The organism is Verminephrobacter eiseniae EF01-2 (assembly GCF_000015565.1).
Taxonomy (GTDB): Bacteria; Pseudomonadota; Gammaproteobacteria; order Burkholderiales; family Burkholderiaceae_C; genus Acidovorax; species Acidovorax eiseniae.
Window position 1 is genome coordinate 1,107,957 of record NC_008786.1, and the last position, 17,078, is coordinate 1,125,034.

Genomic DNA, 17,078 nt, shown 5'->3' on the forward strand with positions numbered 1-17,078 from the left:
GCATGCAGGGCAAAACCTCGCTGCGTCTGTTTCTGGCGCTGTTTACCGCCGGGTTCATCGTGTTCCTGTATGGCCCGATGGTGGTGCTGAGCATCCTGAGCTTTCAGACCGGCCCCGAGGGCGGCCCGCAGTTTCCCATCATCGAATGGTCCTCTTACTGGTACCGGCACCTGCTCGGGTGGGCTGCGCCGTCGCGCGTCGCGCCGTTGGATCTGGGCCCGGCCCTGCTCCGGTCGCTGGCGCTGGCGCTGGCAACGACGGTGGTCGCAACGGTTCTCGGGGTGCTTTCGGCGCAAGCCTTCCGGCGGCGCTTTCGGGCTTCGGGGCTGGTCTTTTATCTGATCGTGCTGGGCATGATCGTGCCGGGCATCCTGGTCGGCCTGGGCGTCGCGCTGCTGGCCAATATGCTGGGCCTGCCGCGCGCATGGTGGGGCAGCTCGTTCGTGGTCCATGTGGTCTACGCCTACCCGTTCGCCTTCCTGGTGATGCTGGCTGTCTTCAACCGCTTCGACCGCTCGCTCGAAGAGGCCGCCTGGAGCCTCGGGGTCAGCCCCGCCACGACCTTCCGGCGCATCACTTTCCCGTTGATTTTCCCGGGGGTGCTCAGCGCGATGCTGTTCTCGTTCACGCTGTCGTATGACGAATTCTCGCGCACGCTGTTCACCGCCGGCGGCCAGCAGACGCTGCCGTTGACCATCTACGGCTCTTTCTCGGTCGAGATCCATCCCAACCTCTTTGCGTTCGGCGTGCTGACGACCTTGGCCTCGTTCACCTTGCTGGCCGTGTATGGCGCGCTGATGGCGCTGACGCTGCGACGCGCCCGGTCGGTCGCGCTGCAAGAGGAGATCCGGTGAAGCCCCCGCGCATTGCCAGCGGCCCGGCAACGCCCGTTGCGCGGCCGGCGCTGGTTTGCGCGCAGCGCCGCTGCTGCGTGTGTCGCGGGCCGGGCGCGGCGCGATGGGCCGCCGGGGTGATTTTCTGAAGGAGCCCGGATGCAACGACCTGTCATGCTCATCACCGGCGGCGGCATAGGCATAGGTCGCGCCACCGCATTCGAGGGCGCCAAGGCGCGCTACCACGTCATCGTGACCGATGTGCTCGAAAGCGCCGGCGTCGAGGTCGCCCGGGCCATCGTCGCCACCGGCGGCAGCGCCGACTTCGAGTTTCTCGACGTGCGCTCGACCGAGGCGGTGAATGCGCTCGTCGCCCGGGTCGAACAGCGCTGCGGCGCGATCGACGCATTGGTTCTGAATGCCGGCATTGCGCACCGCGCGCCCCTGTCCGAGATGAGCGACGCGCAATGGGATCAGACGATGGAGATCGACCTCAAGGGCATGCTCAGGGTGGCCCGCGCGGCGCTGCCGGGGATGCGCACGCGCGGCAGCGGCTCGATCACGGCCCTGTCCTCGGTCATGGGCCTGGCCTACGGGTGGAGCGAGCATGTGCATTACTCGGCGGCCAAGGCCGGCGTGCTGGGCATGGTGCGGGCCATGGCGGTCGAACTGGCGCGCCAGGGCATTCGCGTCAATGCCGTCGCACCCGGCTATGTGCGCACGGCGCAAGCCCTGTCGCGCGAGCACTCGCTCGGGCCTGAAGGGCTGGAGGCTGCGGCAGCGTTCATTCCGCTCGGCCGCGTCGGCGAACCCGACGACATCGCCGGCGCGATCCTGTTTCTTTGCAGCGACGCGGCACGCTACATCACCGGCCAGACCTTGGTGGTGGACGGCGGCCTGCTCGTGGGGCGCTATTGAGCGCCATCGAGCGCCATCGGGGCGCGCGCCTGGCGTTTGGTTTTTTTCACTGAAAGGAAATCGACATGACGACCCGATTCGATCCATCACGGCGCCACGCGCTGGCGCAGGGGCTTGCGCTCGGCGCCAGCGGCGCGTTGCTGCCCGCCGGCGCGGCGCTGGCGCAGACCGGCCCATTGGCCAAACAGCAATTGCGCACGATAGGGCTGTCGGTGACCGTGCAAGAGCGCATCCTGTCCGACTTCAAAGCCAAGTCCGGCGTTGCCAAGACCACGGGGACGGCGGCGACGTTTCCGGACGCGCAAACCAGGATTCTCTCGGGCGCCAAGGACTTCGATGTCTGGGAAATCATCGCCGAGCGCTTGCCGGCCCTGGTGATGACCAAGAATGTCTACCCGGTGCCGACGGCGGCGCTGAAGAACTGGGGCAATATCCGCGACACCTTCACGCGGCCGAACGCCAAGCTGCCGGCCAAAGCCCAGATCACCGGACAGATCTGGGCCGACGCGGCGCAGACCTCGCTGTACATGGTGCCTACGGTCTACAACTATGACTCGATCGGCTACAACCCCAGCGTGCTCAGCGCGCAAGAGGCCGACAGTTGGACGGCCCTGTTCGACAAGAAGTGGAAGGGTCGCTCCGGGCTGAACACCGACCCCTTGATCGCGATCGGCCAGGCCATCCTGGCGATGAACTCGCTGGGCTTGTCGGACGTGAAGAACCCGGGCAACCCCGGCAGGAAGGAGATCGACGAGGCGATCAGGTTCCTGATAGCCAAGAAGAAGGAAGGGCAATTTCGCGCGCTGTGGGGCGATTTCGGCGAACTGGTGAATCTGCTGGCCTCGGGCGAGATGGTGGTCTGCGATGCCTGGCAGCCTGCGGTGATGGCGGTCAAAGCGCAAGGCCGGCCCTGCAAGTATGCAACCCCCAAGGAGGGCTACCGCGCCTGGGCGATAGGCGTCACCGTGCTGGCCACGACGCCCCATCGCGAGGCCGCGATGGCGTATGCCGACTATTGGCTGTCAGGCCCGCCGGCGATCACCGTCTCCGAGCAGGGCTACTACTCGCCGAGCACCAATATCAAGCAGGTGATGGCGCCCGAGAAATACGCCTTCTGGTACGAGGGCGCGCCCTGGGTCGGCGCGCCCGAGCGCGGCATCCGGGAGGGCGACCTGCGTGACGGGGGCTCGTTGGCACAGCGCGCAGCGCAGGTGGCGTACTGGCACCAATGGCCCGATGCCTATGACTACCTGATCCAGAAGTGGAATGAGTTCCTGACGGCCTGAGCCCATGCAGCACGATCTCGAACTGCTGAACCTGTGCAAGCGCTATCCGGGCGGCCACCAGGCCGTCGACAACTTTTGCCTGCAGGCCCGACGGGGCGAGTTCATCTCGATCGTCGGCCCGTCGGGCTGCGGCAAGACGACGACGCTGCGCATGTTGGCCGGATTCGAGAGCCTGAGCAGCGGCCGGATTTTGCTGCGCGGTCAGGACATCGGGCATTTGCCGCCCGAGCAGCGGCCGACATCGACGATCTTTCAGGACTTCGCGCTGTTCCCGCACATGACGGTGCGCGAGAACATTGCGTTCGGCCTGCAGGTGCGCAGGCTGGCTCCGGCGGCGATGAAGGCGCGCATCGATCACATGCTCGGGCTTTTCGAGCTCGATGCGGTGGCCGGACGCCGCGGCAGCCAGTTGTCGGGCGGGCAGCGCCAGCGGGTGGCGTTGGCCCGCGGCTTGGCGGTACAGCCGGACATCCTGCTGCTCGACGAACCCCTGGGCGCGCTCGATGCCAACCTGCGCAAGTCGATTCAGCATGAGCTCAAGCTGCTGCAGCGCGAGGTCGGCATCACCTTCTTGTTCGTCACGCATGCGCAATCCGAAGCGCTGGTGCTGTCCGACCGCGTGGTGGTGATGAATCGCGGCCGCGCCGAACAGATCGCCACGCCCCATACCCTGTACACGCGCCCGGCAACGCCGTTCGTCGCGCGCTTCATCGGCCGCAACGCCTTGCTGGCAGGCCGGGTGCAGGCGCTGGGGCACGGCGTGGCGCTGGTGGACACGGCGCTGGGCCTGCTCAAAGGCAGCCCTGCCGAGAACAGCGGCCTGCGCATCGGAGACCGCGCGCTGCTGGTCGTGCCCTCGGAAGCGATGGATTTGAGAGCGGCGCCAGACGACGAGACCCAGGCGCCCGAAGGGCAGATCGCCGGCCATGTCAGCGGCCGGACCTACACCGGACAGACCGTGCGGCTACAGGTCGAATTGGCCGACGGCGAATGCCTGAGCATCAAGCGCCATGTCGATCACGCGGACGATTTGCCCAACGCGGCCAGGGTGCAAGTGTCGTGGCCGATTGCCGAGGCGACGGTGATCCCTGCGGGCCCCGATCCGGGGTCGTGTCTGTAAACCGCCAAGGAGTGGAAGATGGCGAAAGAAATTTTGTGCGGCTTCGGCGTCGACGTGGATGCCGTCGCCGGCTGGCTGGGCTCGTATGGCGGCGAGGACTCGCCGGACGACATCTCGCGCGGCCTGTTCGCCGGCGAGGTCGGAGCACCGCGCCTGCTGCGGCTGTTCGAGCGCCTGGGGATTCGCACCACATGGTTCATACCCGGGCATTCGATAGAGACCTTCCCGAGCCAGATGCGCGCGGTCGCCGAGGCCGGGCATGAAATCGGCATCCATGGCTACTCGCATGAGAACCCGATCGCGATGACGGCGGTGCAGGAGGAAGCGGTGCTGGACAAATGCATAGACTTGGTACAGGCACTGTCCGGCAAGCGCCCCACCGGTTACGTCGCCCCCTGGTGGGAGTTCTCGGCCGTCAGCAACGAACTGCTGCTCAAGAAGGGCATCAAGTACGACCACTCGTTGATGCACAACGATTTTCATCCGTACTATGTGCGCGTGGGCGACAGTTGGACCAAGATCGACTTTGGCAAACCGGCGGCCGAATGGATGAAGCCGCTGCGCCGTGGCACCGAATCGCGCCTGATCGAGATCCCCGGGAACTGGTACCTCGATGACCTGCCGCCGATGATGTTCATCAAGAAGTCGCCCAACAGCCATGGCTTCGTGAACCCGCGCGACATCGAGCAACTGTGGCGCGACCAGTTCGACTGGGTCTACCGTGAGCTGGACTACGCGGTGTTTCCGATCACCATCCATCCGGATGTCTCTGGCCGGCCGCAGGTATTGCTGATGCTCGAGCGCCTGTTTGCCCACATGAGCGCGCACCCGGGCGTGCGCTTCGTCACGCTCGATGAAATGGCCGACGATTTCGCGCGGCGCCAACCGGCCCCGGCGCCCTGACGGAACCGGCGCGCCCTATGTGCGGCATATGCGGCGTTCTGGGCGAGCCTGCGCATTGGAGCAGCGCGCAGGGACGGCTGCGGCTGGCCATGCCCGCCACCGCGCGGGCTGAGCGGGCACGCATGGTCCGGATGCTCAACCGCATTGCGCGCACCCGCAACGTGCAGATCAGCGACTGGCAGGGCTGCGCGTACCTGGTTGCCGGCGCCACCGGCAGGCAGGAACTGGTGCCATCGCTGGCCCAGGTGTGGCTGGCGCTCGATCGGCTCGGCGGCGCTGCGATCGATCCGCTGGAGCATGGGTGGCTGAGCCGGCCTCCGGTCGGCGGGGGACTGAACCGGCCTCCGGCCGGCGGGGGACTGAACCGGCCTCCGGTCGGCGCAGGGTTGCCCGAGGAGCCAGAAACCGGCGGGGGCGGCTGATGGACAGCCGGCTGCCGGTCAACGTGCTGACGGGCTTTCTCGGGTCGGGAAAAACGAGCCTGCTCAACCGGCTGCTGCGCGACCTGGCGTTCTCCCACTGCGCCGTGTTGATCAACGAGTTCGGCACCATCGGCATCGACCACCATCTGGTCGAGGCTGTCGATGGCGACCTGGTGCTGCTGTCATCGGGCTGCGTCTGCTGCACGATCCGTGGCGATCTGCGGGCGGCGATACGCGGCCTGTATGAGCGCCGCGAGCGCGGGGCGGTTGCGCCGTTCACCCGTTTGCTGATCGAGACCACCGGGCTGGCCGACCCGACGCCGGTGCTGGCGACCGTGATGCACGACCCGGTGCTGCGCGCGCATTTGCGCGCCGGCAACGTGATCACCACGGTCGATGCGGTGCATGCGCATGGGCAGTTGGAGCGGCATCCGCAAAGCCGCAAGCAGGTGGCCGTGGCCGATCGGCTGGTGGTGACCAAAGCGGAGCTGGCCAGCCCCGGGGCGCTCGCGGCTTTGCTCCAGGAACTGGCGCAACTGAACCCGGCCGCGCTGGTCTGCCTGGCCGGCCCGAAGGCGCTGGACGCGCAGGCCCTGCTCGGCCAGGACATGTTTCAGGAGCAGGGCAAGAGCGAAGAGCTCGGGCGCTGGCTGGATGCCGCGCGGCAACGCCGCTACGCCCCGGAGCAGCATGGCGGCGCGCATGGCGGCATCGAATCTTTCGTGCTGGAGCCGGGCAACGATGTCGACTGGCTGGCGTTCAGCCTGTGGCTGTCCTTGCTGCTGCACCGCCACGGCGAGCAGGTGCTGCGCGTCAAGGGCTTGATTCATGTCGCTGGCGCGTCAACGCCGGTGGCCATCCACGGCGTTCAGCAGCTGATGCACCCGCCGCTACACTTGACCCGCTGGCCGCAGGGATGGCACCGATCTTGCCTCGTGTTCATCGTTCAAGGGCTTGCGCCCGAACAGGTGCAAGCCTCATGGCGCAATTGCCAACGGCACTTGGCGGCGTGAGCCGGCACGGCGCTTGCCAAGTCCACCGGACACCCTGCCGTCGCCGGACGCCCCCGCCATCGGTCCTGGAGATGCCCATGACGCGATCCGCCGCATCGTCTGAACCACCCCGGCACTGCCTGCGGCGCCGGCCCGCGCGCCCGGCATCGGCGCGCGCCTGCGGTTGACGCATAAAGCGCCATGGGAAACCTGCCTGGAGTCCGTCCGCAGGCGCCCGCGATACATGCCGGGGGCCGGCCCCATCTGCGTGTGTTGGGCACCGAAATCACCTTGCTCGACAGCGTGCGCGAGCGCGCCGAGGCCGACCTCGGGATTCGTCTGAGCTTCGAGCCGCTGGACTTTCTGACCGCGCAACAGCGCGCCGCCACCGACACCGGGAGCTACGATGTCTACGACCAGTGCTTTCACAGCCTGGACATCGTCTGGTTCTGGCATGCGGTACAGCCGATAGACCTTCGGCGCATCGCGCTGTGGGGCGAGGTCAGCGATCTGACCAAAAGAGGCCGCATCACCCCCGAGGCGCTGATCGGTCGTGGCGATGCCCCGGTGCACAAACTCTACGTGCAGCCCGACCTCACGCTGGGCGCTGCGCCGTCGGCACGCATCGCGATGCTGCCTGCGGTGCACAACATGGACGCCTTCGCCGTCACGCCGCAGGTCCTGGCCTCGATGGGGGACGATCCCGGCTGGGACTGGCTGCTCGATGCCCGCCTGAGCGGGCGCATCGCGCTGGTCGACGAGCCGGCGATCGGTATCTTCGACGCGGCGCTGGCCGCCCGGTCCACGGGCGAATTCGAGCCGCGCGACATCGGCAATCTGAGCATCCGCGAAATCGATCGGCTCATCGCCATCTTGCTCGAACGCAAACGCCGCGGGCACTTCGTCGGATTTTGGAAGACCATGGCCGATTCGGTGCGCCTGATGCAAGGCGGCATGGTGGGCGTGCAAAGCATCTGGTCCCCGGCGCTGACCGCGCTCGCCGCCGAAGGTGTGCCGGTGATCGAGGTGGCCCCGCGCGAGGGCTATCGGGCCTGGCATGGCGGGATGTGCCTGTCGCGGCACCTCAAGGGCCGCATGCTCGACGTGGCCTACGACTATCTCAATTGGTGGCTTTGCGGCTGGCCCGGCGCGGTGATGGCGCGCCAGGGCTACTACATGGCGGCATCGCGCAGGGTGCGCGACTGGCTCTCGCCGCAGGAGTGGGACTACTGGTACGAGGGCAAGCCCGCCGCCTGCGATCTGCGCGGGCCCGATGGCCGCATCGTGGTCCGTGCCGGAACATTGCGCTCCGGTGGCTCGTATTGGCGCAAGGCGAGCCGGATCGCGGTCTGGAACACGACCATGGACGAGCACAACTACATGGCGCGGCGCTGGAAGGACTTCATCGACGATGCCGGCATCGATGGCGCCGCGCAGTGAAGGCGGCAGCCCGTCAAATGTCTTGCAGCAACGGGTAGGGCAGCGGCGCCAGCGTCAGTGGCTGCGCCGTTGCGGCGCCCACCTGCAGGGCCTGGTGCGCGGCAGCGATTTGCAGCGACACGATGGCATCCACGCCACCGCCGGGCGCAGCGGCCGCCTGCACGACGGTGCCGCAAGGCTGCGTCAGGTCGGTGGCAGCAAACACTTCGGCGCCGACGGCGATATCGGCCTCGGCATGCGCGATATAGGCGCGGCGCTTGAGCGTGCCGCGGAACTGGCTGCGCGCCACCACCTCTTGCCCGGGGTAGCAGCCCTTCTTGAAGCTCACGCCGCCCACGGACTCGTAATTGAGCATCTGCGGCACGAAGACCTGGGCCACGGGGCTGCTCAGCGTGGCCACGCCGCTCGCCACCTCGCTCCACAGCCACAGCGCGGTGGCGAGCGCGGGGCCTGCCGGTGGCGGGTCGCCGGCCGGCGCCACCCACAGCGCGCGGGGCTGGTTTGCCGCGGGGTACAGGTGCACCAGGCTGGCGGCGCCGATGTCGGCCTTGCTCCAGGCGGGCTGCGCGCCGCCGGCAACGGCCGCCAGTGTGTCGCCCGCCAGGCCGTAGAGGGCAAAGTCGGCGCTGGCGTCGGTCAGCCGGGCCTTGGCGCGCAGCACGAACATGGACAGGCGCGCCAGCGTGGCCGGGAGCAGATCGCGGCTGCACAGCAGCAGCCATTCGTCGGGGCGCCGCAAGCCGATGAAGCTCGCCTGCATGCGCCCTTTGGCCGACAGGAAGGCGGCCAGGCGCGCTTGCCGCATGTCGAGCGAGGAGAAATCCTGGGTCAGCTGGCTGTGCAAAAACGCGCCGGCATCTTCGCCCGCCACGCGGATCACGCCGAGATGGGACAGCGCAGCGATGCCGTTCAAGAGGTCCGTCATCGCTCAATTATGATGCCCGCTCCGATTCAGACAGGCGGCTAGGGTTGTGCGGCGTTTACTGGCTTTGATGTGCTTCGTATTGCTGGCCTCGGGGGGCCTGGCTTACTGGTGGCTGCACCAACCGCTGTGGACGGGCGCCCAGGCGCTGGAGTTGGCCATCGAGCCTGGCGCCACGGCGCGCGCCGTGGCCCGCGCCGTGGCGGCGGCCGGCGCGCGCACCGATGCGCGCCTGCTGTACGCCTGGTTTCGTTTCTCGGGCCAGGGCCGGGCGATCAAGGCCGGCAATTATGAGATTGCCCCCGGCACGACGCCCATTGCCTTGCTGCAGAAATTGGTCCGGGGCGAAGAAGCCCTGCGCACGCTGACGCTGGTCGAGGGCTGGAACTGGCGCCAACTGCGCCAGGCGCTGGCCCGGCAGGAGCAGCTCAGGCCGGACAGCGCCGCGCTCGACGACCAGGCGCTGATGGCGCAGATCGGTCGCCCGGGGGTGGCCCCCGAGGGGCGGTTCTTCCCGGACACCTACACCTACGCCAAAGGCTCCAGCGACCTGGCTTTGCTGCGCCGCGCGCTGCACGCGATGGACCGGCAGTTGCAGGCCGCCTGGGCCATGCGCGCCGCAGACACGCCGCTGCAATCGGCCGAGCAGGCGCTGATTTTGGCCAGCATCGTCGAAAAGGAAACCGGCCGCGCCAGCGACCGCAGCCAGATTGCCGGCGTTTTTGCCAACCGCCTGCGCGCCGGCATGCTGCTGCAAACCGACCCCACGGTGATCTACGGCCTGGGCGAAAAGTTCGACGGCAACCTGCGCCGCCGCGATCTGCAAGCCGACACGCCCTGGAACACCTACACCCGCGCCGGTCTGCCGCCCACGCCGATTGCGATGCCCGGCAAGGCCGCGCTGCTGGCCGCCGTGCGCCCCGAGGCCACGCGCGCGCTGTACTTTGTCGCCAAGGGCGATGGCGGCAGCCATTTCAGCGCCTCGCTGCAAGAGCACAACCGCGCCGTCAACCGCTATCAGCGCGGGCCGTAGCAATGCCGATCCCACAGGGTCGAAAATGCCCGCCGATGGCCACCACTGATGGCCGCAGATTCAACCCGAGATCAACCCGAGATTTCCGATGTCACGACCCGGCCTGTTCATCAGCTTCGAAGGCATAGACGGCGCCGGCAAGTCCTCGCATGTCGAGGGCCTGGCGGCTGCTTTTCGCGCCCAGGGCCGCAGGGTCACCGTCAGCCGCGAGCCGGGCGGCACCCCGCTGGCGGAAAAGCTGCGCGCGCTGCTGCTGGCCGAGCGCATGGACGCGCTCACCGAATCGCTGCTGATCTTCGCCGCCCGCCGCGACCACCTGCGCCAGGTCATCGAACCCGCGCTGGCGCGCGGCGACGTGGTGCTGTGCGACCGGTTTACCGACTCGACCTTTGCCTACCAGGGTGCCGGACGCGGGTTCGACCACGAAACGCTATCCATACTCGAGCGCATGACGAATACGGCAGCAGCGCACAAGGATGGTTTGCTGCCTGAGCCTGAACTGACGCTGTGGTTCGACCTGGCGCCCGAACTGGCCGCCGAGCGCATGGCTGGCGCCGCGCACCGGCCCGACCGCTTCGAGGCCCAGCCCGTGGAGTTCTTCCGCCGCGTGGCCCGGGGCTACGCCGACCGCGCCGCCGCAGCCCCCCGGCGCATCGTGCGCATCGATGCCGCGCAGGAGTGCCACCGGGTGCGGCAGCAACTGCGCGACGCGCTGGTGTGCAAAGGCTGGCTGGCGCCCATGGTGACCCCCCAAGGAGGGGCGCAATGAGTGCCGCCGGCGCCACGGCCCTGGCGCCCTGGATTGCCGCGCAGCGCAGCCGCTTGCTGGCCCAGCGCGGCCATGCCTGGCTGCTGCACGGGCCTTCGGGCCTGGGGCAGTACGCGCTGGGCATGGAACTGGTGCGCGCCTGGTTATGCGATGCGCCGATCGCGCCGGGTGACGTGCCGATCGCGCCGGGCAATGCACCCGCCGCGCAGGGCGCCGCCTGCGGCCAATGCGGCAGTTGCCATGCCATCGATGTGCGCACCCATGCCGACCTGTGCGTGCTGATGCCCGAAGTGCAGATGATGGCGCTGGGCTGGCCGCTGTCGGAAAAAGCCCAGGCCGAGATCGACGACAAAAAGCGCAAGCCCAGCCGGGAGATTCGTGTCGAGGCCATGCGCGACGCGCTGGAGTTTGCCCAGCGCACCGCCGGCCGTGGGCGGGGCAAGGCGGTGCTGGTGTACCCGGCCGAACAGATGAACCAGATCACGGCCAACGCGCTGCTCAAGACGCTGGAGGAGCCCCCCGGACAGATCCGCTTCGTGCTGGCCAGCGAGGCCGCACACCTGCTGCTGCCCACCATCCGCAGCCGCTGCCTGGGCCACGCCATGGTCTGGCCGGCGCCCGTTCAGATGCAGGCTTGGCTACAGGCGCAGGGCTTGGCGCCAGAGGCGGCCGCGTCGTTCCTGCGCGCCGCAGGCGGTCGGCCCGATGATGCGCTGGCGCTGGCGCAGTCCGGCCGCAGCCCCCAGGCCTGGGCCAGCCTGCCGCAGGCCATGGCGCGCGGGGAGGTGGCAGCGCTGGGCGACTGGACGCCGGCCCAGGCAATCACTGCATTGCAAAAGCTCTGCCATGACCTGCTGGCAGCCAGTGTGGGCGCAGCGCCACGCTACTTTGCGCCGGCAGACCTGCCCCGGGTGCCGCCGCTGGCGGCTTTGACCCGCTGGTCGCGTGCGCTGGCCAAGGCCGCGCGCACCGCAGACCACCCGTTCAATGCCGGATTGATGCTGGAGGCGCTTGTCGCTCAGGCGCGAAACACCCTACACTCCAAGCATTGAGCCGCCATCGACCCCCATGAGCAATCCATCGACCACGCCGGCCGCGCCCCGCCCCAGCGTGATACAACTGGCCATCAAGGAAAAGCCGGCCTTGCATATGGCCTACATCCCCTTGTTTACCGATGGGGGCATCTTCGTGCCCACCCACAAGGACTACAAACTCGGCGACGATGTCTATGTGCTGCTGACGCTGCCCGATGACACGCAGCGCTACCCGGTGGCCGGCCGCGTGGCCTGGGTGACCCCGGCCCGGGCTGCGGGCAACCGCACCCAGGGTGTGGGCATACAGTTTCCCAAGGACGACAAGTCGCGCCAGCTCAAGCTCAAGATCGAGACCCTGCTAGGCTCGGCGCTGGGGTCCGATCGCCCGACACAGACCATCTGATACAGACCCGATCCCCCAGCCCGTCGCCGCTGCCCCGTGCCGACCCGCGCTGGCAGGTCGGCGCTGTCGTTTCGTCACCGCATGTTCACTGATTCGCACTGCCATCTGGACTTTCCCGAACTGCGCGGCCAACTGCACGCGATCCGCCAGGCCATGGCGCAGGCACAGGTCGATCGGGCTTTGTGCATTTGCACGACCATCGAGGGATTCGACGGCGTGCACGCGCTGGCCATGGCCCACGACAACTTCTGGAGCACGGTGGGCGTGCACCCCGATAACGAGGGCGTGACCGAGCCGAGCGTGCAAGACCTGCTCGAACGCGCCGCCCTGCCGCGCGTGCTGGCCATTGGCGAGACCGGCCTCGATTACTACGGCATGCAAGAGCGCAAGGGCGGGCGCAGCATTGCCGACCTGCAGTGGCAGCGGGAGCGCTTTCGCACCCATATCCGTGCCGCCCGGGCCTGCGCAAAACCCTTGGTGATCCACACCCGCAGCGCCGCCGAGGACACGCTGGCCATTCTTCGGCAAGAGGGCGAAGACGGCGCCGGCAACCGGGCCGGCGGGGTGTTTCACTGCTTTACCGAATCGCTGCCGGTGGCGCGCGCGGTGCTCGATCTGGGCTACTACCTGTCGTTCTCCGGCATCGTGACCTTCAAGAACGCGCAGGAGTTGCGCGCCGTGCTGGCCTTCGTGCCGCTCGGCCGCATGCTGATCGAGACCGACAGCCCCTATCTGGCGCCCGTGCCCTACCGGGGAAAGACCAACAGCCCCGCGTACCTGCCCCATGTGGCGCGCCAGGTGGCGGACACCAAGGGCATCACGCTGCAAGCGGTGGCCGAGGCCACCAGCGGCAATTTCGACCGTTTGTTCAGGCCGTGAGTGACGGCGGCACCCATGCAGCGGCGTTCTGCGTTGACAGCCATGGCCCTGGGGCTGCTGGCCGCGCGCACCCGGGCGGACTCCTACGAGGACTTTTTTGCCGCCATCGCGCGCGATGACGATGCGGCCATCACGGCGCTGCTGCGCCGGGGTTTCGACCCGAACATGCGCGACCCCAAGGGGCAGGTGGGTCTGACGCTGGCGCTGCGCGCTGGCGCCAGCCGGGCCTTTGCGGCATTGCTGGCAGCGCCCCGGGTGGACGTGCAGGCGCGCAATGCCGAAGACGAAAGTCCGCTGATGATGGCCGCCATCAAAGGCCATGTGGCCGCCGTCAAAGCCCTGCTGGCGCGCTCTGCCGATGTGAACAAAACCGGCTGGGCGCCGCTGCACTATGCGGCCTCGGCCGGCGCGCCCGAGCATCTGCTGATCATCGGGTTGCTGCTGGAAAACCATGCCTATATCGACGCCGCATCGCCCAACGGCAGCACCCCGTTGATGATGGCCGCGCAGTACGGCTCGACCGAGGCCGTGCAACTCTTGCTGCAAGAGGGGGCCGACCCCGCGCTCAAGAACCAGTTGGGCTTGAGCGCCATCGACTTCGCGTTGCGCGTGGGCCGCGTCGATGCGGCCGAAAAAATCGCTGCCGCGATACGGCAGCGCCAGCCCGACCGGGGCAAGTGGTGAGCCGGCCCGGCATCACCCCGGCATCACCCCGGCATCACCCCGGCATCACCCCGGCATCACCCCGGGCCAGGCCATTGCCGCCAGCGGGCCGGGCCTGCAGGCGCGCATACAGGCCGCCGCGCGCCATCAATTCGCTGTGCGTGCCTTGCTCGGCGATGCGCCCGCGCTCCATCACCACCACCCGATCCGCATGTTCTATGGTCGACAGCCGGTGCGCAATGACCAGCGTGGTGCGTCCCTGCATCAGGCGCTGCAGGGCCTGCTGCACCAGCCGTTCGGACTCGGTATCGAGCGCCGAAGTCGCTTCGTCCAGAATCAGGATCGGCGCATCCTTGTAGAGCGCGCGCGCAATCGCCAGCCGCTGGCGCTGCCCGCCCGATAGCTGCGCGGCGTTGTGCCCGGCCACCGTGTGAATCCCCTGCGGGAGCGCGGCCACATGCTCGGTCAGATGGGCCGCAGCCAGGCACTCGTGCACGCGCTTTTCGTCGACGGCCCGGCCCAGCGCCACATTGCAGGCAATGCTGTCGTTGAGCAGCACCACATCCTGGCTGACCATCGCAAATTGCGCCCGCAGCGCACCCAGATCCCAGTCGGGCAAAGCCTGTCCGTCCAGCAGAATCCGGCCCGATGTCGGCAGCACGAAGCGCGGCAACAGGTTCACCAAGGTGGTCTTGCCGGCGCCAGAGGGGCCGACCAGGGCGACGATTTCACCGGGCTGCACGCGCAAACTCACGCGCTCCAGGGCCGGCGCACGCTCCGGGCCAAAGCTCACGCTCACGCTGTCGAGCGTGAGCGCGCCCTGGGGGGGTGGCTTTGGCGGCTTTGGCGGGTCTGACGGCTGCGCCTGCCCTGCCGGCTGCGTGCGTTGTGTGCGTTGCGCCCGATACGGCCCGCCGGTTTCGGCGCCGGTCTCCTCCAGCAGGCCCAGGCCGCGCTCGAGCGCGGCCACGCCGCGCGTCACCGGGCTGGCCACATCGGCCAGGCGCCGGATCGGCGCGATCAGCATCAGCATCGCCGTGATGAACGAGACGAAGCCGCCCACGGTGACATCGCCGGCATCGCCGGCGCTGTGGCTTTGCCACAGGGCGATGCAGATCACCACCGACAGCGCGGCCGCTGCCAGCAACTGCGTCAGCGGCGTCATCGCGGCCGAGGCAATCGTCGCCTTGATCGCCAAGCGCCGCAGGCCCTGGCTCAGGCCGGCAAAGCGCCGGGCCTGGCCGGCCTGCGCACCGTGCAGACGGACGATGCGGTGCGCCAGCACGTTTTCTTCCACCACATAGGCCAACTCGTCCGTGGCCTGCTGGCTGCTCTTGGTCAACCGGTACAGCCGCCGCGACAGCGTCTTCATGATCCATGCCACCCCCGGAACCACCACCGCGACGATCAGCGTGAGCTGCCAGTTCAGATACAGCAAATAGGCCAGCAGTGCAAGCAAGGTAAAGCCATCGCGCGACAGCCCCAGCAGCGCCTGCACCAGCAGCGTGGCGCCGGTCTGCACTTCGTAGACCACGGTGTTGGCCAGGGCACTGGCGGACTGGCGCGCAAACAAGCCCATTTCGGCGGCCAGCACCCGGTCGAACAGGGCCTGGCGCAGGGTCAGCATGCCGTCATTGGCAATCCGCGCCAGCGCATACTGGCCCACGAACTGGGCCAAGCCCCGGACCAGGAACACCCCCAAAATGGCCAGCGGCACCAGCCACAGCGGCAAGCGGCCCTGGATGAAGCCCTCGTCGAGCAAGGGCTGCAGCAGGGCCGGAATCAACGGCTCCGTGAGCGCGCCCACCAGCGTTGCGGCGATGGCCAGCCCCCAGGCCAGCCGCTGCCGGCCAAAGTAAACCGACAACCGCATCAGACGCGCCGTCAAGCGACGAGGCAAAAGCGGGGTGTCGGCAGGCGTGGCGCCCGTATCTGTGGCTGGCATCGGCCCGGATTCTACGGTGGCGGGTGCCGGGCATGCCCCCGGTGGATTTCGCTGAAAGCGGCCCGCAATCACACAGCTTGTCACAGATGGGCTGGCCACTGTGTGTAACATGCGAGGTTGCTCCTTTGCCTTTGTTCGGCCACCGCTGGATGTCAATGACCACAGATCGCGTCTTCCAACGCTCCCCCTTCCCTGCGGCGCCCCCCTCGCGCCGCCAAATGCTGGCAGCGCTGATCGCCACCCCCGTGCTGCCGGCCCTGGCGCAGTTTCGTGTCGAAGTGACGGGCGTGGGCCTGACCCAGTTGCCGATAGCCCTGGCCCCGTTCAGGGGGCAGGCGCAGGCCCCGCAAAAAATGGCGGCCATCGTCCAGGCCGATCTGGAGCGCAGCGGCCAGTTTCGTGCCGTCGACGCCGATGGCGCGGCGCTGGACGAAACCACGCGCCCCGATCTGGCGCTGTGGCGCAAAAAAAATGCCGATTCGCTGCTCGCCGGCAGCGTCGCGCTGTCGTCCAACGGGCGCTTCGATGTGCGCTTTCGCCTGTGGGATGTGGTCAAGGGGCAGGACTTGGGAGGGCAGAGCTTCCTGGTCACGCCAGGGGACCTGCGTCTGGTGGCGCACCGCATCGCCGACTTCATCCATGAAAAACTCACCGGCGAACGCGGCGTTTTCTCCACGCGCATCGCATATGTGACCCGGACCACGAACCGGACCGGCGCGCGCTACAGCCTGTGGGTGGCCGACGCCGACGGCGAGAACGCGCAATCGGCGCTGTCCAGCCCCGAATCGATCATCTCCCCGGCCTGGTCGCCCCTTGGCGACCAACTGGCCTACGTGTCTTTCGAGTCGCGCAAACCCGTGGTGTACGTGCACGACGTGGCATCGGGTCGGCGGCGTCTGATCGCCAACTTTCGCGGCTCCAACAGCGCGCCCGCCTGGGCTCCCGATGGGCGCACCCTGGCGGTCACCTTGAGCCGCGATGGCGGCTCGCAGTTGTACACCATAGACGCCAACGGCGGCGAGCCGCGCCGCCTGATGCAAAGCGCCGGCATCGACACCGAGCCGGCATTTTCCGGCGATGGCCGCAGCATCTATTTCGTCAGCGACCGTGGCGGCGCGCCGCAGATCTACAAGGTGGGCGTCTCGGGCGGCGATGCAGAGCGCGTGACCTTCACCGGCAACTACAACATCTCGCCCAGCGTCAGCCCCGATGGCCGCTGGCTGGCCTACATCTCGCGCGCGGGCGGGGCCTTCAAGCTGCAGGTGATGGACCTGGTTTCCGGCTCAGTCAATGCCATCACCGATACTACGGCAGACGAGAATCCCAGCTTTGCCCCGAACAGCAGGCTCATCGTGTATGCCACCGAACAGCAGGGCCGCGAGGCCCTGATGACCACCACGCTCGACGGCAAAATCAAAGCCCGTCTGGCAGGGCAGGCCGGCGACATTCGCGAACCGGACTGGGGTCCGTTCCAAAAACCATGAGTTTTCAGACAGCCATCGCAACCCACGCCTTC

The 17,078-nt window shown here is 68.0% G+C and carries 18 protein-coding genes; 16 read left to right on the top strand and 2 right to left on the bottom strand.

Features of this window, described 5'->3' with window-relative positions; translation table 11 throughout:
• The first annotated feature begins 2 nt into the window (after positions 1 to 2).
• From VEIS_RS04895 to VEIS_RS04930, 9 genes are all read left to right on the top strand, one after another.
• Positions 3 to 854 carry an ABC transporter permease gene (locus tag VEIS_RS04895; RefSeq protein WP_011808784.1) on the top strand — a complete coding sequence of 284 codons (852 nt, stop codon included), beginning with the start codon at positions 3 to 5 and terminating at the stop codon, positions 852 to 854.
• Positions 851 to 982: a hypothetical protein gene (locus VEIS_RS31070; RefSeq protein ID WP_265657512.1), complete on the top strand. Its 132-nt coding sequence runs from the start codon at positions 851 to 853 to the stop codon at positions 980 to 982. The genes VEIS_RS04895 and VEIS_RS31070 overlap by 4 nt, the downstream gene beginning before the upstream one ends.
• A gap of 10 nt (positions 983 to 992) precedes the next feature.
• Positions 993 to 1,751, top strand: coding sequence for an SDR family NAD(P)-dependent oxidoreductase (locus tag VEIS_RS04900; protein WP_011808785.1), 759 nt, complete (start codon positions 993 to 995; stop codon positions 1,749 to 1,751).
• A 65-nt stretch (positions 1,752 to 1,816) separates the two neighbouring features.
• Positions 1,817 to 3,037 (top strand): ABC transporter substrate-binding protein, encoded by a 1,221-nt coding sequence (locus VEIS_RS04905; protein ID WP_011808786.1) that lies wholly within the window; start codon positions 1,817 to 1,819, stop codon positions 3,035 to 3,037.
• A gap of 4 nt (positions 3,038 to 3,041) precedes the next feature.
• A complete protein-coding gene (locus VEIS_RS04910) occupies positions 3,042 to 4,157 on the top strand; it encodes an ABC transporter ATP-binding protein (RefSeq protein ID WP_011808787.1) in 1,116 nt (371 codons plus the stop codon).
• 18 nt (positions 4,158 to 4,175) lie between these two features.
• Positions 4,176 to 5,060, top strand: coding sequence for a polysaccharide deacetylase family protein (locus VEIS_RS04915; RefSeq protein ID WP_011808788.1), 885 nt, complete (start codon positions 4,176 to 4,178; stop codon positions 5,058 to 5,060).
• A gap of 17 nt (positions 5,061 to 5,077) precedes the next feature.
• Entirely contained in the window at positions 5,078 to 5,482 is a 405-nt protein-coding gene (locus VEIS_RS04920) for a hypothetical protein (RefSeq protein ID WP_011808789.1), read from the top strand.
• Positions 5,482 to 6,495 (top strand): CobW family GTP-binding protein, encoded by a 1,014-nt coding sequence (locus tag VEIS_RS04925; protein WP_011808790.1) that lies wholly within the window; start codon positions 5,482 to 5,484, stop codon positions 6,493 to 6,495. Before VEIS_RS04920 ends, VEIS_RS04925 begins: the two co-directional genes overlap by 1 nt.
• Before the next feature lie 180 nt (positions 6,496 to 6,675).
• Positions 6,676 to 7,914, top strand: a complete 1,239-nt coding sequence (locus VEIS_RS04930) for an ABC transporter substrate-binding protein (protein WP_011808791.1) — start codon at positions 6,676 to 6,678, stop codon at positions 7,912 to 7,914.
• Between the two features lie 13 nt (positions 7,915 to 7,927).
• Here the strand turns inward: VEIS_RS04930 and ygfZ are convergent, their stop codons facing one another.
• Complete coding sequence (gene ygfZ, locus VEIS_RS04935; protein WP_011808792.1) at positions 7,928 to 8,839, bottom strand: CAF17-like 4Fe-4S cluster assembly/insertion protein YgfZ; 912 nt, start codon at positions 8,837 to 8,839, stop codon at positions 7,928 to 7,930.
• A 67-nt stretch (positions 8,840 to 8,906) separates the two neighbouring features.
• On the opposite strand from ygfZ, the gene mltG reads away from it, so the two are divergent.
• From mltG to VEIS_RS04965, 6 genes are all read left to right on the top strand, one after another.
• The gene (mltG, locus tag VEIS_RS04940) at positions 8,907 to 9,869 is read left to right on the top strand and encodes an endolytic transglycosylase MltG (protein WP_011808793.1); all 963 of its coding nucleotides are present in this window, start codon (positions 8,907 to 8,909) and stop codon (positions 9,867 to 9,869) included.
• 88 nt (positions 9,870 to 9,957) lie between these two features.
• A complete protein-coding gene (gene tmk, locus VEIS_RS04945) occupies positions 9,958 to 10,638 on the top strand; it encodes a dTMP kinase (protein ID WP_011808794.1) in 681 nt (226 codons plus the stop codon).
• Entirely contained in the window at positions 10,635 to 11,690 is a 1,056-nt protein-coding gene (locus VEIS_RS04950) for a DNA polymerase III subunit delta' (protein WP_011808795.1), read from the top strand. The genes tmk and VEIS_RS04950 overlap by 4 nt, the downstream gene beginning before the upstream one ends.
• 16 nt (positions 11,691 to 11,706) lie before the next feature.
• On the top strand, positions 11,707 to 12,075 hold the full coding sequence (locus VEIS_RS04955) for a PilZ domain-containing protein (protein WP_011808796.1): 369 nt from the start codon (positions 11,707 to 11,709) through the stop codon (positions 12,073 to 12,075).
• Positions 12,076 to 12,156: 81 nt separating this feature from the next.
• Positions 12,157 to 12,954, top strand: coding sequence for a TatD family hydrolase (locus VEIS_RS04960; protein WP_011808797.1), 798 nt, complete (start codon positions 12,157 to 12,159; stop codon positions 12,952 to 12,954).
• A 15-nt stretch (positions 12,955 to 12,969) separates the two neighbouring features.
• Entirely contained in the window at positions 12,970 to 13,638 is a 669-nt protein-coding gene (locus tag VEIS_RS04965) for an ankyrin repeat domain-containing protein (protein WP_011808798.1), read from the top strand.
• Between the two features lie 34 nt (positions 13,639 to 13,672).
• On the opposite strand, the gene VEIS_RS04970 is transcribed toward VEIS_RS04965, so the two are convergent.
• Positions 13,673 to 15,562 carry an ABC transporter transmembrane domain-containing protein gene (locus tag VEIS_RS04970; RefSeq protein ID WP_011808799.1) on the bottom strand — a complete coding sequence of 630 codons (1,890 nt, stop codon included), beginning with the start codon at positions 15,560 to 15,562 and terminating at the stop codon, positions 13,673 to 13,675.
• Positions 15,563 to 15,717: 155 nt separating this feature from the next.
• On the opposite strand from VEIS_RS04970, the gene tolB reads away from it, so the two are divergent.
• Positions 15,718 to 17,046, top strand: a complete 1,329-nt coding sequence (gene tolB / locus VEIS_RS04975; RefSeq protein WP_041949815.1) for a Tol-Pal system beta propeller repeat protein TolB — start codon at positions 15,718 to 15,720, stop codon at positions 17,044 to 17,046.
• Positions 17,047 to 17,078 lie beyond the last annotated feature (32 nt).

Excerpts from the sequence above, each read along its gene's own strand:
- VEIS_RS04950 (WP_011808795.1), top strand. The coding sequence starts at position 10,635 with ATGAGTGCCGCCGGCGCCACGGCCCTGGCGCCCTGGATTGCCGCGCAG.
- VEIS_RS04970 (WP_011808799.1), bottom strand. The coding sequence starts at position 15,562 with ATGCCAGCCACAGATACGGGCGCCACGCCTGCCGACACCCCGCTTTTG.
- VEIS_RS04905 (WP_011808786.1), top strand. The coding sequence starts at position 1,817 with ATGACGACCCGATTCGATCCATCACGGCGCCACGCGCTGGCGCAGGGG.
- VEIS_RS04955 (WP_011808796.1), top strand. The coding sequence starts at position 11,707 with ATGAGCAATCCATCGACCACGCCGGCCGCGCCCCGCCCCAGCGTGATA.
- mltG (WP_011808793.1), top strand. The coding sequence starts at position 8,907 with ATGTGCTTCGTATTGCTGGCCTCGGGGGGCCTGGCTTACTGGTGGCTG.
- VEIS_RS04925 (WP_011808790.1), top strand. The coding sequence starts at position 5,482 with ATGGACAGCCGGCTGCCGGTCAACGTGCTGACGGGCTTTCTCGGGTCG.
- VEIS_RS04965 (WP_011808798.1), top strand. The coding sequence starts at position 12,970 with ATGCAGCGGCGTTCTGCGTTGACAGCCATGGCCCTGGGGCTGCTGGCC.
- VEIS_RS04930 (WP_011808791.1), top strand. The coding sequence starts at position 6,676 with ATGGGAAACCTGCCTGGAGTCCGTCCGCAGGCGCCCGCGATACATGCC.
- VEIS_RS04915 (WP_011808788.1), top strand. The coding sequence starts at position 4,176 with ATGGCGAAAGAAATTTTGTGCGGCTTCGGCGTCGACGTGGATGCCGTC.
- VEIS_RS04920 (WP_011808789.1), top strand. The coding sequence starts at position 5,078 with ATGTGCGGCATATGCGGCGTTCTGGGCGAGCCTGCGCATTGGAGCAGC.
- VEIS_RS04900 (WP_011808785.1), top strand. The coding sequence starts at position 993 with ATGCAACGACCTGTCATGCTCATCACCGGCGGCGGCATAGGCATAGGT.
- VEIS_RS04895 (WP_011808784.1), top strand. The coding sequence starts at position 3 with ATGCAGGGCAAAACCTCGCTGCGTCTGTTTCTGGCGCTGTTTACCGCC.
- tmk (WP_011808794.1), top strand. The coding sequence starts at position 9,958 with ATGTCACGACCCGGCCTGTTCATCAGCTTCGAAGGCATAGACGGCGCC.
- ygfZ (WP_011808792.1), bottom strand. The coding sequence starts at position 8,839 with ATGACGGACCTCTTGAACGGCATCGCTGCGCTGTCCCATCTCGGCGTG.
- VEIS_RS04910 (WP_011808787.1), top strand. The coding sequence starts at position 3,042 with ATGCAGCACGATCTCGAACTGCTGAACCTGTGCAAGCGCTATCCGGGC.
- VEIS_RS04960 (WP_011808797.1), top strand. The coding sequence starts at position 12,157 with ATGTTCACTGATTCGCACTGCCATCTGGACTTTCCCGAACTGCGCGGC.
- tolB (WP_041949815.1), top strand. The coding sequence starts at position 15,718 with ATGACCACAGATCGCGTCTTCCAACGCTCCCCCTTCCCTGCGGCGCCC.